Origin of the sequence: Neohoeflea coraliihabitans (genome assembly GCF_019334345.1) — a bacterium.
Classification (GTDB): Bacteria; Pseudomonadota; Alphaproteobacteria; order Rhizobiales; family Rhizobiaceae; genus Pseudohoeflea; species Pseudohoeflea coraliihabitans.
Window position 1 is genome coordinate 1,197,188 of record NZ_JAHWQX010000001.1, and the last position, 12,300, is coordinate 1,209,487.

Annotated in this window: 14 protein-coding genes; 11 read left to right on the forward strand and 3 right to left on the reverse strand. The window is 62.2% G+C overall.

What is annotated here, in order from left to right; genetic code table 11:
• Window positions 1-93: 93 nt before the first annotated feature.
• Window positions 94-1,182, reverse strand: a complete 1,089-nt coding sequence (locus KY465_RS05675; protein ID WP_255561437.1) for a TraB/GumN family protein — start codon at window positions 1,180-1,182, stop codon at window positions 94-96.
• Between the two features lie 119 nt (window positions 1,183-1,301).
• A complete protein-coding gene (locus tag KY465_RS05680) occupies window positions 1,302-2,237 on the reverse strand; it encodes a tyrosine recombinase XerC (protein ID WP_219200610.1) in 936 nt (311 codons plus the stop codon).
• Window positions 2,238-2,394: 157 nt separating this feature from the next.
• Here KY465_RS05680 and KY465_RS05685 point away from each other — a divergent pair, with 157 nt between their 5' ends.
• From KY465_RS05685 to KY465_RS05720, 8 genes are all read left to right on the forward strand, one after another.
• A complete protein-coding gene (locus KY465_RS05685) occupies window positions 2,395-3,306 on the forward strand; it encodes a GNAT family N-acetyltransferase (RefSeq protein ID WP_219200612.1) in 912 nt (303 codons plus the stop codon).
• Window positions 3,307-3,550: 244 nt separating this feature from the next.
• Window positions 3,551-5,113 carry a signal recognition particle protein gene (ffh, locus tag KY465_RS05690; protein WP_219200614.1) on the forward strand — a complete coding sequence of 521 codons (1,563 nt, stop codon included), beginning with the start codon at window positions 3,551-3,553 and terminating at the stop codon, window positions 5,111-5,113.
• Window positions 5,114-5,139: 26 nt separating this feature from the next.
• Complete coding sequence (locus tag KY465_RS05695) at window positions 5,140-5,445, forward strand: chorismate mutase (RefSeq protein WP_219200783.1); 306 nt, start codon at window positions 5,140-5,142, stop codon at window positions 5,443-5,445.
• A 57-nt stretch (window positions 5,446-5,502) separates the two neighbouring features.
• Complete coding sequence (rpsP, locus tag KY465_RS05700) at window positions 5,503-5,931, forward strand: 30S ribosomal protein S16 (RefSeq protein ID WP_219200615.1); 429 nt, start codon at window positions 5,503-5,505, stop codon at window positions 5,929-5,931.
• Between the two features lie 129 nt (window positions 5,932-6,060).
• Window positions 6,061-6,627, forward strand: coding sequence for a ribosome maturation factor RimM (rimM, locus tag KY465_RS05705; protein WP_219200617.1), 567 nt, complete (start codon window positions 6,061-6,063; stop codon window positions 6,625-6,627).
• A complete protein-coding gene (gene trmD / locus KY465_RS05710) occupies window positions 6,624-7,313 on the forward strand; it encodes a tRNA (guanosine(37)-N1)-methyltransferase TrmD (protein ID WP_219200619.1) in 690 nt (229 codons plus the stop codon). The genes rimM and trmD overlap by 4 nt, the downstream gene beginning before the upstream one ends.
• 95 nt (window positions 7,314-7,408) lie before the next feature.
• Window positions 7,409-8,317, forward strand: a complete 909-nt coding sequence (locus tag KY465_RS05715) for an MBL fold metallo-hydrolase (protein WP_219200621.1) — start codon at window positions 7,409-7,411, stop codon at window positions 8,315-8,317.
• A 41-nt stretch (window positions 8,318-8,358) separates the two neighbouring features.
• On the forward strand, window positions 8,359-8,742 hold the full coding sequence (locus tag KY465_RS05720; RefSeq protein WP_219200623.1) for a rhodanese-like domain-containing protein: 384 nt from the start codon (window positions 8,359-8,361) through the stop codon (window positions 8,740-8,742).
• Between the two features lie 63 nt (window positions 8,743-8,805).
• Here KY465_RS05720 and KY465_RS05725 read toward each other — a convergent pair whose 3' ends face one another.
• Window positions 8,806-9,549 (reverse strand): sulfite exporter TauE/SafE family protein, encoded by a 744-nt coding sequence (locus KY465_RS05725; RefSeq protein ID WP_219200625.1) that lies wholly within the window; start codon window positions 9,547-9,549, stop codon window positions 8,806-8,808.
• A gap of 296 nt (window positions 9,550-9,845) precedes the next feature.
• On the opposite strand from KY465_RS05725, the gene rplS reads away from it, so the two are divergent.
• The 3 genes from rplS to KY465_RS05740 all read left to right on the forward strand — a co-directional run bounded on the left by rplS (window position 9,846) and on the right by KY465_RS05740 (window position 12,090).
• Window positions 9,846-10,376 (forward strand): 50S ribosomal protein L19, encoded by a 531-nt coding sequence (gene rplS / locus KY465_RS05730; RefSeq protein WP_219200627.1) that lies wholly within the window; start codon window positions 9,846-9,848, stop codon window positions 10,374-10,376.
• 153 nt (window positions 10,377-10,529) lie between these two features.
• Window positions 10,530-11,012: an MgtC/SapB family protein gene (locus KY465_RS05735; protein WP_219200628.1), complete on the forward strand. Its 483-nt coding sequence runs from the start codon at window positions 10,530-10,532 to the stop codon at window positions 11,010-11,012.
• 73 nt (window positions 11,013-11,085) lie between these two features.
• Window positions 11,086-12,090, forward strand: coding sequence for a glycosyl transferase family 90 (locus KY465_RS05740; RefSeq protein ID WP_219200629.1), 1,005 nt, complete (start codon window positions 11,086-11,088; stop codon window positions 12,088-12,090).
• The last annotated feature ends 210 nt before the right edge of the window (window positions 12,091-12,300 follow it).

The following is a 12,300-nucleotide window of genomic DNA, read 5'->3' on the forward strand; positions in this document are numbered from 1 at the left end:
GGGCACGGGCACGATTAGCCGGCACCCTGCCGTTGCTTGAAGCCGTGAAAGTGAAACCGCCCATGAGAGGCGGCATCCGGGTAAGATCCGAAGCTAATCAACCGGCGTCAGCCGATAACCCGCATCGCGCAACAACGCCACCAGTCCGTCGTCGCCGGGCAGATGCAGGGCGCCGACTGCAACAAAGACATGCCCTTCGGCCAGCATCGGGGCGGCGCGCTCCGCCATCACCTTGTTGCGCAAGGTGATCATCCGTTCTTCGAACTGGCCATAGCTTGCGGCGCTTTGCGCCCCATCCTCCGGGCTTGCCAGCATCACCGCCGGCAGGATCATCGCGATGTCGCCGCTGAGATACAGATCCGTCATCGTCGCAATGATGTCGGGCATCTGATCGTTCAGCCGCAAGGTCGAAACGAGCCCATCGACATGGAAATCGATCGGCAGGCTGGCCATCGCCGACAATTGTTCGTCGAGCGTCTCAAGGCCGCGCACCACCTTGCCGGCAGCCCGCGCCTCAAGAGCGATCTTCTTGTCGAGAAAGTCGACTCCGGCCCGCTGGTTGATCCGCTCGCAATCGGGCAGACCGACCATGCTGGCGATGATCCACGGTTTCATTTGCGCAACCAGTGCATATTGCACGCCGCGCCGCTGCAGCGCTCCTTTGAGGAGAGCAAGCTCGTCCGGCTCGAGATATCGCTCGAGCGTGCTGCCATCAGTGAACATTGTCAGCTCAGGCTTGGCAAAAAGGGCGATCTGGGCTTTCGCCGCATCGAGAATTTCATCCGTTTCGATGACCACCGTTCGCGCCTTGTCCAGCGGCTGCTGGATGATTGCCGGAATCGCGGTAACGCGCGGGTCGGTGAGATGCATCGTCCCGAAAAGCCAGGACGGCTCCAGCCCCTCCTTTTCGATCTTCCAGAAGCGGTTCTGCCCGTTGATCACTGCAGCCGCCTGGCGCTGTGCCGCTGCAAATCGCGCCCGGTCCTCGACCTGCCAACGCGTCAGCAGGCTCGTCCCCTCGCAACGGACCGCATTTTCTGCACGTGCCGGCGCAATGATCATCGCTGCAAAGAGCGCCGCCAGCAGAACCAGCGGCACAAGGGCGGCGAGCGCCAGAAACAGTTGCGGCAGCCGCATGGCGATGATGGGGAAACTGCGAGAGACGGAATGGACTTGGAGCATGAACAGCGTTCCGGGTTGGCGGCAATGCACCATCAGACCGGGGAAACCAAAGGATTTGGTTAATCGTGTCCGCGCTGTCCGGCCATGGTAAACAGACTGTGACTGCCGGAGTCCGGATTCTAGGCGCGCGGATGCGCCCGATCATAGATCTCCAGCAGCCGCGCCGTGTCGACGCCGGTGTAGACCTGCGTCGTGGACAGGCTGGCATGCCCGAGCAGTTCCTGGATCGTGCGAAGATCGCCGCCGCCAGCCAGCAGATGCGTGGCAAAGGAATGTCGCAGCGCATGCGGCGTTGCCGTTTCCGGCAGGTCGAGAGCACCGCGCAGCAAACGCATCTGTTTCTGCACGATTGCCGGCTGCAAGACGCCGCCGCGCGCGCCCCGGAACATCGGCACTGCAGCGTCGGACTGGAAGGGGCAGAGGGCCAGATAATGCGCCACCGCTTCCGCCGCGACGGGCAGCAGCGGCACCAGCCGTGTCTTGCCGCCCTTTCCGGTGATCCTGAGCGTTTCCACACCTGCCGGAAAATCGTCGCGCGTCAGCGCAAGCGCTTCGGAGATACGCAGGCCGCAGCCATAGAGCAGGGTCAGCACGGCCGCATTGCGCGCGGCAATCCAGGGCTCCCCGACCATTTGCTCGCCGGCGTCAACGACCTTGAGCGCATCCCGGGCGCTCAATGGCTTGGGAAGAGATTTTGGCTGCCTCGGCGCCCGCATTGCCACAGCTCCGGCGGCATTCGCCAACCCCTGCCGTTCGAGATGGCGCAGAAACGAACGTATCCCTGCGAGCCCGCGTCCCAGGGTGCGGGCTCCGGCTCCCTCGCGCCGGCGTTTGGCGAGAAAGGCACGCAGGTCGAGCGGCTTCAGGTCGGCAAGATCGGCGAGCGTCGGCGGACCCCCAAGATGATGGGAGAGAAAGCAGAGAAATTGTCGCAAATCGCGCTCATAGGCCTCTACGGACTTGACGGCGAGACGTCGTTCATGCGCCAATTGGTGCAGCCAGCTTGTTTTCTCCGCCAACACGTCTGGAGCCGCAATGACCAGTGGCACGTTCATATTCGACCTCCACAAATGCGAGCCCGCGCTCCCGGCGCGGAACTCCTGTGCCAGTTTGACATTTTCATCTTATTGGACTGTAAACGCTGGTTATGCGACGCGTCATGTTATCGGCACATAACTCTGCCATGGTGCGCCCGTTGCCAAGAGGAAGCGCATGACCGGCCGGCGATCGACCTTCACCGAGACCCTGACCCAAATCTCATTCGGGAACCCGGGGCACATTGTCGATCAACTGATTGCCGAGCGTGGGGAAAAGCTTGTTCAATCTCCGGCCTGGCCGCTGTTGCGGCCTGCCCTCTACAGCTTTTTTCACTATCGGCAGGCCATTGCACTGGCCGATGAAATAGCCGGCAAATCGGGCTTTGAAGCCTTCGCGCATCTGTCCGCGCTGCTTGATCTTGATGTGCAGGTGCGCCATGCCGAGCGCATTCCACGCCAGGGCGGCTTTCTGATGGTCCCCAACCACCCGACCGGCATTGCCGATGGCGTGGCGGTGTTCGACCTGTTGAAGTCCATCCGCCCGGACATGATGTTCTTCGCCAATCGCGATGCCATTCGCGTCAATCCGCGGTTTTCCGAAATGATCATCCCGGTCGAGTGGCGCCCGGAATACAAGTCGCGCAGCAAGGCCCGCGAAACCCTTGTTCTGACCAACCGCGCCGTCGCCGAGGGCAAGGCGACGGTGCTGTTTCCCTCGGGGCGAATTGCCTATTGGAACGAGGGGCGCCTGACCGAACGGCCTTGGAAACTCTCGGCGGTGACGCTGGCTCGCAAGCACAATTTGACGGTGCTGCCGGTGCACGTGGTCTCGCGCAATTCCGGCCTGTTCTACTGGCTCGCAAAGCATTCGACAGAACTGCGTGACATGACCGTCTTTCACGAATTGCTCAACAAGAAGCGCCAGACCTTCAGCTTTACCATCGGTCATCCGATCGCCCCGGAAGACCTCGACGGTGACCCCAACGAGGTCACCAAGGCGCTGGAAGACCATACGGTGCGCCATATGGCGTCCGACCCGCATATTCGCTTTCAGCCACGTGAACCGCTCGCCGCCGCCGCGGAATGAAAAGCACGGCTGCGTACGATCAGCCCTTTCCTTGACTTCCGCGGCGATTTGCGATTTAAGCCGCCACAAATCTGCGACGAGCCTTGATGCGAGCCGCCGACCGGGACGTCCGGGCGCAAACAGCGCCACTTGGTCTGATCCCGGAGGTCAACACCCGACAGCGCGATGCGCCCTCGGGTGCAATTTGGCGTTGCGTCCGGTCCGTCCCATATCTGCCGTGTGTTAACCGGCAAGAGGAAGTGGCATGTTTGACAATCTCCAGGAGCGCCTGGGATCCATTCTGAACGGACTGACCGGCCGTGGCGCGCTGTCCGAGAAGGACGTCGCACAGGCGATGCGCGAAGTCCGACGTGCGCTGCTTGAAGCCGACGTGGCGCTGGAAGTGGTTCGTGACTTCACGGAGAAGGTGCGGGAACAGGCGGTCGGCGCTGCAGTCGTCAAATCGATCAAGCCCGGCCAGATGGTGGTCAAGATCGTCCATGACGAGCTTGTCGCCATGCTCGGTTCGGAAGGCGTGGCGATCGATCTCAATGCCGCAGCGCCAGTGGTCCTGATGATGGTCGGCCTGCAGGGCTCGGGCAAGACCACCACATCCGCCAAAATCGCCAAGCGCCTGCAGTCACGGGACCGCAAGAAGGTCCTGATGGCCTCGCTCGACACCCGCCGTCCGGCCGCCCAGGAGCAGCTCCGCCAGCTTGGCGAACAGGCCGAAGTCGACACGCTGCCGATCATCGCCGGCCAGACGCCGACTGACATCGCTTCCCGCGCTGTTCAGGCGGCCCGGCTCGGTGGCCACGATGTGGTGATCCTCGATACCGCCGGCCGCACCCATGTCGACGAGCCGCTGATGGCCGAGATGGCCGAGATCAAGGCGCGCGCCAATCCGCACGAAATCCTCCTCGTCGCGGATGCGCTGACCGGCCAGGATGCCGTCAATCTGGCGCGCAGTTTTGATGACCGCGTCGGCATCACGGGGCTGGTTCTGACCCGTATGGACGGCGACGGCCGTGGCGGTGCGGCGCTTTCGATGCGCGCCGTCACCGGCAAGCCGGTCAAGCTGATCGGCGTCGGCGAGAAGATGGACGCGCTCGAGGAGTTCCATCCGCGCCGCGTCGCCGATCGCATCCTCGGCATGGGCGACATCGTCAGCCTTGTCGAAAAGGCCTCTGAATCGATCGACGCCGAACGGGCGCAGGCCATGGCCGAGCGCATGAAGGCCGGCAAGTTCGATTTGAATGATCTTGCCGACCAGTTGCGCCAGATGCAGAAGCTGGGTGGCATGGGCGGCATCATGGGCATGATGCCGGGCATGGGGAAGATGAAGGATCAGATGGCCGCCGCCGGCATGGATGACAAGCTGTTCGCGCGTCAGATGGCCATCATCTCATCGATGACCCGCGCCGAACGCGCCAATCCGGAGCTCCTCAAACATTCGCGCAAGAAACGCATTGCCGCCGGCTCCGGTACCGACGCCGCCCAGATCAACAAGCTTCTGAAAATGCATCGGCAGATGGCCGACATGATGAAAGCGATGGGCGGCAAGGGCAAGAAGGGCGGCATGATGCGCGGCATGATGGGTGGCATGGCGCAGAAGATGGGTTTGCCCGGAGGCATGCCCGGAATGGGCGGCATGCCGGATCTGTCCAAGATGGATCCCAAACAGCTCGCTGATCTGCAGAAGCAGGCGGAAGCCGCCGGTCTCGGCAAGATGCCGGGCGGTCTTCCTGGTGGACTTCCGGGACTGCCTGGCGGCGGCAAGCTGCCGGGGCTTGGTGGCGGTCTGCCCGGCCTGCCCAAGAAGAAATGAGGGAGGGCGGCGCTAACATGCAGACCATGAATCAGGATGAGGCTGTACGGCAGCTCGCCGAGTACCGTCGCTCGATCGATAATTTCGATGCCGCCCTCATTCATATCCTGGCCGAACGCTTTCGCTGCACCAAGGCAGTCGGAGTTCTCAAGGCCACGCACGACCTTCCGCCCGGTGATCCCGAGCGGGAAACCTACCAGATTGAACGGTTGCGCCAGCTTGCCGACGACGCCGATCTCGATCCGGATTTCGCCGAGACCTTCTTAAATTTCGTCATCAAAGAGGTCATCCAGCATCACAAGGCCATCGCCGCCAAAATGAGCGCCGACTGAGCCCGCAATCGGCCGGACGCTGGTGTCCGGCACACCCTGTCCTGAAGGAGAATACAAATGGCACTGAAAATTCGTCTCGCCCGCGGCGGCTCCAAGAAGCGCCCGTATTACCACGTGGTCATCGCCGATGTGCGCAGCCCGCGCGACGGCCGCTTTCTTGAGAAGGTCGGCCATTGGAACCCGATGCTGCCGCGCGATTCCGAAGAGCGCGTCGCACTCGATACCGATCGCATCAAGTACTGGCTCGAGCATGGCGCCCAGCCGACTGACCGTGTCGCCCGTTTCATCTCCGATGCCGGTCTGATCGAGCGCGCCGCCCGCAACAACCCGAACAAGGCCAAGCTCGGCAAGAAGGCCGAAGAGCGCCTGGCCGAGAAGAAAGCCAAGGAAGAAGAGGCCGCAGCTGCGGCCGCTGAAGCCGCTGCCGCGCCCGCCGAGGACGCACCGGCTGAAGAAGCCAAGTCCGAGGAAGCCGCAGCGGAATAAGACCGCAAGCGACTTGTCCACGCGCTCGGGCGGCCATCAGGCCGCCCTTGCTTTTTCAAGTGGACGCTGGACAGGTATAGGATGCGCCGCAGCGGCAGGACCTGGCCGCGCCACGTGCAGGAGCAGCCCATGACGCCATTGCAAAATCCGGTTCTGGTCGGCGTGATTGCCGCCGCGCAGGGCATTCGCGGCGAAGTGCGCATCAAACCGTTCACAGCAGATCCGGAAGCGCTGGCGCTTTACCGCGTGCTCCATGATCGCAGCGGACAACGTTTCGAGATCACGGCAGCCCGGACCGCCAAGACAATGCTGGTCGCCCGCATCGCGGGCGTCGATGATCGCAATCGTGCCGAGGCATTGCGCGGCACCGAACTCTTTGTCGAAAGAGAACTGCTTCCCGATGACGATCTCGAGGACGACGAATTCTTCCAGGTCGATCTCGAGGGTCTCGAGGCGCGCGACGCTGACGGCCGCTCCTGGGGCGTGGTCACTGCGGTACTGGATTTCGGTGGTGGCGATCTTCTCGAACTTCGCAAGCCCGGCGACAAACCGGTGATGATTCCGTTTTCACGCGCCGCCGTGCCGGAAATCTTCATCGAAGCCGGGTGGTTGCGCGTTGATGCGCAGGCCGCCGGGCTTATCGATACGGATGAAGAGGCGCCGAAGAAAGACGACAAGCCGGAGCCCCCCGCATGAGCTTCCGCGCCACCGTCCTCACCCTTTTCCCGCAAATGTTCCCGGGGCATCTCGGCCATTCCCTGGCGGGGCGCGCCATCGAGCGCGGCGATGTGTCAATCGATGCCGTCCAGATTCGTGATTTCGCGACGGATCGTCATCGCTCCGTCGACGATACACCGGCAGGCGGCGGCGCCGGCATGGTGCTGCGCGCCGACGTGCTTGCGGCTGCCATCGATCATGCAACGCCGGATGATGACCCCCGGCCTCGCCTGCTGCTGAGCCCGCGTGGCACTCCCTTGACCCAGAAGCGAGTGCGCCAGCTCTCGACCGGTTCCGGCATTCTGCTTGTCTGTGGCCGCTTTGAAGGTGTCGACCAGCGCGTCATCGACAGCCGCCGGCTTGAGGAGGTCTCGATCGGCGACTATCTGTTGTCGGGCGGAGAACCGGCGGCGCTTGTGCTGCTCGATGCCATCATTCGCCTGCTGCCGGGTGTCATGGGCAACGCCGAGTCGGGCGGCGAGGAAAGCTTCGAGAACGGGCTTCTCGAATATCCGCATTACACGCGTCCGGCGCTGTTTGAGGATAAGCCGATCCCCGAGATCCTCACCTCGGGCGATCATCAGGCAGTGCGCCGCTGGCGGCATGAACAATCGCTGGCCCTGACACGCGCTCGACGTCCCGATTTGCTCGACCGCAAGCCCTGAAACGCGATGCTCCGGCCGGCTTGACACATTCGGAACCAATTGCCGCCTGCCCCGTTTGCCAATATATCTTGTTTTTTGAATATTGGAGATCGGCCATGCTGAAGCGTACGAGCCCATCGCGCGGACCAGGCAGCCCGGAAGTAACGGGTTTCTATGAGAAGGACAGCGGCAGCATCCAGTATGTCGCCGCCGATCCGCAAACCCGGAAGGCCGCCCTGATCGATATCGTCCAGGATTTGGATCCGGCATCGGCGCGAACCTCGATGGACAGTGCCGAAGAGGTACTTCGTTTCGTCGAACAGCGCGACTATGCCGTCGAGTGGATTCTCGACACCCATCCCCATGCCGATCATTTGATGGCAGCGCATTGGCTCAAGGAAAAGACCGGGGCGCCCATGGCGATCGGGGAGAAAGTGCACGCGGTGGCCGAGCTCTGGCGCGACCTTTATCACATGCCGGACGCGTTCGACCCGGATGCCTGTTTCGATCGGCTGTTTGCGGAGAGCGAGACCTTTTCCCTCGGTAGCCTTGAGGGACGGGTGATGTTCACGCCCGGTCACACCCTGGCCACCATCACCTATGTCATCGGCGACGCGGCCTTCGTCAACGACACTTTCATGCATGTCGATTTCGGCTCGGCCCGCGCCGATTTTCCCGGCGGCTCGTCGCGGCAATTGTATCAATCTCTGCAGGATATCCTTTCACTCCCCGATGAGACGCGCCTGTTCGTCGGTCACGACTACGGCACCGACGAACGCGAGGAACCGGCGTGGGAGGCGACCGTTGCCGAACACCGGCGCCGCAATGCGCACATCGGCACGGAGATTGAAGATGCCGCCCATGACGAGGATGCGTTCATCAATCTGCGCGATACGCGTGACAAAAAGCTGGGCCTGCCAGACCGCATGCTGATCGCCCTGCAGGTCAATCTGAGGGGCGGTCGCCTGCCCGAACCGGAAGCGGACGGAAACCGCTACTTTCGCATTCCGGCAAATCGGCTCTGAGTTCCGATTTTCGTCTGTCATCTCCAACCCGAGGTATTGCAATGTCTGACCAGAGCCAATCCAGTGACGTCGAGAGCTGGACCCCCCAGGAGGTCCACAACGCCTTGCAGGCTGGCGAGATCGTCCTCATCGATGTGCGCACGCCGCAGGAATACATGTTTGAGCACATCGAGGGTGCGCTTCTCGCTCCCATGTCCTTTCTCAAGGCCACCTCGCTTCCCGGACAATCCGAAAAGCGCATCGTGTTTCACTGCGGTTCGGGGATGCGCTCGGGCAAGGTCGCCCAAAAGTGTCTTGATGCCGGCTTTGACAAGATCGCCCACATGGAGGGCGGCTTCGGCGCCTGGAAGCAGGCAGGTTTGCCCTATATGGCGACCGATCCGGCCACCGGCGCACCAAAGCGCGTCGATGGCAGTGCCAGCTGAGCAATAGCCCGCCCTCCTAGGCGGCAGATCCCCTGCCGGCCGCACGCGGCATCGGGCTCCCGGTCAGGTCATGAAATAGTAGAGGGTCAGCGCCAGACCGACGGCCACCACCAGCCCGCGCATTACCACTTGTGGCACGCGGCGCGCGGCCCAGACGCCGGAATATCCGCCCAGGGCTCCGGCCGGGATCATCACCAGCGCCGGACCCCAGGCAACGACGCCGCCGCCCCAGAAGACGATGACCGCAACGGCAGCGATGAGAACGGCGATGAAGTTCTTCATCGCATTCAGCAGGTGGTAATCTCCGCCGCGAAAAATGCCGAGCACCGCCAGCATCATGATGCCCATGCCGGCCCCGAAGAACCCGCCATAGATCGATGTCAGGAATTGCGCCGCCCAGCCGACGGGCCCCATCGGGTGAGCTGCGTCAAGATGCTTCGGTTTCAGCCACGGGCCGGCGGCAAACAGCGCCGTCGCCGCCAGCAGCAGCCATGGCACGATTTCGCGGAACGCGGGATTGGACAGGGACAACAGGATCAGCGCGCCGGCCAGCGAGCCGGCGACTGACAGACCGCCCAGCAACAGCGCTTCGCGCCAATGGGCGCGGATCTCCGTGCGATAGGCGAGCGCCGATGTCACATAGCCGGGAAACTGCGTCACCGACGAAGTGGCATTGGCCATGATCGGCGGCACACCGGTCAGGGTCATGGCACCGAATGTCAGAAAGGTCCCGCCCCCGGCAATGGCATTGACCACGGACGACATGAAACCGGCCGCGAACAGCAACACAACGTCGAATATGGACATATGCCCTCACCACTGAAAAGCCGCAGGCTCCATAGACCATCGGTCCCCGGTTCAGCAAGCACACCCTCGCCGCATCGAAAAATCATCTGAAAGACGTGACAAGTGCGAAAAAACCATGTAAGTGCGCGGCCTGATCGGGGATAACCCGGCAACCGTCAATCAAGGCATGGTGCATTCGCTCCTGTCCGTCGGCATCAAACCGCTCGGACTCGGCTTTCCGGCATGGTTCAGACCATCGACCGCAAGTCTTCGTTGAGCGCTCTGGCTGGCGACAAGAAGCAACAAAGGTTCGTCCGATGAATATCATTCAACAGCTCGAGGCCGAAGAGGCCGCCCGCATCGAAAGCAAGCGCAAGCTGCCGGAATTCTCGCCAGGGGACACCCTCCGCGTCAATGTGCGCGTCACCGAAGGCACCCGCACCCGTATCCAGGCCTATGAAGGCGTCTGCATCGCCCGCTCCGGCTCCGGTCTCAACGAGAATTTCACGGTCCGCAAGATTTCCTATGGCGAAGGCGTCGAGCGGGTGTTCCCGATTCACTGCCCGATCGTCGAGGGTGTGGATGTGATCCGTCGCGGTCGCGTCCGCCGCGCCAAGCTTTATTACTTGCGCGACCGTCGCGGCAAGTCGGCCCGCATCGTTGAGAACACCAATACCCGCGCCCGCAAGCTGAACGAAGCCGAGCGGCAGGCCATGTCCGAGGAAAAGGCCCGCATCGAGGCTGAGAAAGTGGCTGCGGCACAGGCCCTCGCTGCCGAGAAGGCTGCGCAGGAAGCCGCCGAAAAGCAGGCTGCCGACGCGGACAATGCCGAAAAGAGCGGCGAATAGACATCAGACTTTGAAAGTCGCGAGTTAGAAGACGCCGGGAGCTTTGCTTCCGGCGTTTTGCTGTGTAAGGGATGCAACCTCTAGGGTCTCTCGAGATACCGGGAACGCATCTCCGGATATCCGCGTTTAGGTGTCGCAAAAGCGGTTGGAGTCATGCTTGAATCCATTCTGAACGACATGACAATGGAGACCAACCTGCCGATTGCCGTGATCGTTGCGCGGTTCATCGGCGCCGTTCTGCTTGTTTCCGGCATCGGGTTCGAGCGCGAACTGAAGGACCGTGCTGCCGGCCTGCGCACCCATATGCTGGTCTCGCTGTCAGCCGCGATCTTCGCTGTCGTTGCGCTGGAAGTCGTGAACCATCCTGAATTCGTCGGCGAGAAGGTCCAGCTGGATCCGCTGCGTATCATTGAATCCGTCACCGCCGGCGTGGCTTTTCTCTCGGCCGGTTTCATCATCTTCAAACGCGGCGAGGTGCGCGGTGTCACCACTGGCGCTGGCATCTGGCTGGCGGGCGCGACGGGTCTGGCCACGGGTTTCGGCTATTGGTCGATCGCGCTTGCCACGGCTGTTCTCGGCATCATCATCGTCATCGTGTTGCGCCGCGTCGAGAGCGCCGTTGAACTCAAGGACTGACCGCCGCCCGTCGAGCTCGCATCACAGGGGAGTTTTTCTGGTACCCGGCACGATTTTCGGCTAAGGCCCGCCAATGGACTCCTTTGCCGACGAAGTCTGGAAGCTCAAGCGCCGCCTGGCCTATTACGGCGCCGCCATCGCTCGCGACGTAGCCCCACGCAGTTTCTATCGGTATCAGCGCAAGCATCTTTTCTCGGCGCTGGCGCAGGAATTCGCGCGGCCCGACCCAGATTTCGCTATCTTCGAGCGGGTCAATTACTACAACAAGCTGACCCTGGGCCAGACCACGATGCCGCGCACCCGCCTGCGCTGGATCAGCCGCCGCTCCAGCCGCTACTTTTACGACCTGGCGCAGTATCTGAAGTATTTTCCCCCGCATCTGCGCGTCGATCCCCTGTTTGGTGACATCACCCGGGTGCCCGACACGCCGCGCCTGCTGAAAAGCCGTCCAATCGAGGGTGACAACGCCAATTCCGTTGTCCTCAATCTCGACAAGCTGCGCCACTACAAGCTCTACCGCGACACGAGAACCTGGGCGCAGAAAAAGCCGACGGCGGTGTGGCGCGGACGCTGGATACGCAATGGCCGGGCGACGCTGCTCGACCGCTACGGCGCCGATCCTGGGTTCGACATCGGTTATGTCGGCAAGCGCGAGACCGACCTTGCCCCGGTCCCGTCACTCTCCCCGCCCGAACACATGGCCTATCGCTACATCATCTCCGTTGAAGGCAATGACGTGGCGACCAATCTGAAGTGGATCATGGCCTCCAACAGCCTCTGTATGATGCCGCGCTCGCGCTATGAAACCTGGTTCATGGAAGGAAAGCTGGTTCCCGACCACCATTATGTCGAGCTGCGCGACGATTTCTCCGATCTGCCTGAGCAGATCGCGCGCTGCGAGGCCGATCCCGCATGGGCCCAGGCGATCGTGCGCAACGCAAACGCTCATGTCCGCAAGATGTTGGACGGTGACAATGAGCGCCTCGTTTCGCTGCTCGTGCTGCAGAAATATTTCGAGGCAACCGGCCAATTGCCCACCTCTCCCTTCACCGAGCACTTCTTCCAGCGCAGTGAGTGAGCAGCACCCCTTCTGCGCAGCGCGGCGCTTGATACGCACGCGGCGGTGCGCAGATTGCGAATTGCCCCAAACGCTGGTATGGACCGCCCATGTTGAGCTACTCGATCCTCGACGCACACGCTTTTTCAGGCCGCACGCACGGTCGGACTTCGCTTGAGTATTTGCCGGTCGATGACCACAAGCGCCTGCCGGCACGTTTTTTCGCCTGTC

What these genes read in the sequence shown, in the direction of transcription:
- KY465_RS05740 (WP_219200629.1), top strand. Translation starts at nt 11,086, where the DNA reads ATGGACTCCTTTGCCGACGAAGTCTGGAAGCTCAAGCGCCGCCTGGCC.
- KY465_RS05680 (WP_219200610.1), bottom strand. Translation starts at nt 2,237, where the DNA reads ATGAACGTGCCACTGGTCATTGCGGCTCCAGACGTGTTGGCGGAGAAA.
- KY465_RS05725 (WP_219200625.1), bottom strand. Translation starts at nt 9,549, where the DNA reads ATGTCCATATTCGACGTTGTGTTGCTGTTCGCGGCCGGTTTCATGTCG.
- ffh (WP_219200614.1), top strand. Translation starts at nt 3,551, where the DNA reads ATGTTTGACAATCTCCAGGAGCGCCTGGGATCCATTCTGAACGGACTG.
- trmD (WP_219200619.1), top strand. Translation starts at nt 6,624, where the DNA reads ATGAGCTTCCGCGCCACCGTCCTCACCCTTTTCCCGCAAATGTTCCCG.
- KY465_RS05695 (WP_219200783.1), top strand. Translation starts at nt 5,140, where the DNA reads ATGAATCAGGATGAGGCTGTACGGCAGCTCGCCGAGTACCGTCGCTCG.
- rplS (WP_219200627.1), top strand. Translation starts at nt 9,846, where the DNA reads ATGAATATCATTCAACAGCTCGAGGCCGAAGAGGCCGCCCGCATCGAA.
- KY465_RS05735 (WP_219200628.1), top strand. Translation starts at nt 10,530, where the DNA reads ATGCTTGAATCCATTCTGAACGACATGACAATGGAGACCAACCTGCCG.
- rpsP (WP_219200615.1), top strand. Translation starts at nt 5,503, where the DNA reads ATGGCACTGAAAATTCGTCTCGCCCGCGGCGGCTCCAAGAAGCGCCCG.
- rimM (WP_219200617.1), top strand. Translation starts at nt 6,061, where the DNA reads ATGACGCCATTGCAAAATCCGGTTCTGGTCGGCGTGATTGCCGCCGCG.
- KY465_RS05720 (WP_219200623.1), top strand. Translation starts at nt 8,359, where the DNA reads ATGTCTGACCAGAGCCAATCCAGTGACGTCGAGAGCTGGACCCCCCAG.
- KY465_RS05685 (WP_219200612.1), top strand. Translation starts at nt 2,395, where the DNA reads ATGACCGGCCGGCGATCGACCTTCACCGAGACCCTGACCCAAATCTCA.
- KY465_RS05715 (WP_219200621.1), top strand. Translation starts at nt 7,409, where the DNA reads ATGCTGAAGCGTACGAGCCCATCGCGCGGACCAGGCAGCCCGGAAGTA.
- KY465_RS05675 (WP_255561437.1), bottom strand. Translation starts at nt 1,182, where the DNA reads ATGCTCCAAGTCCATTCCGTCTCTCGCAGTTTCCCCATCATCGCCATG.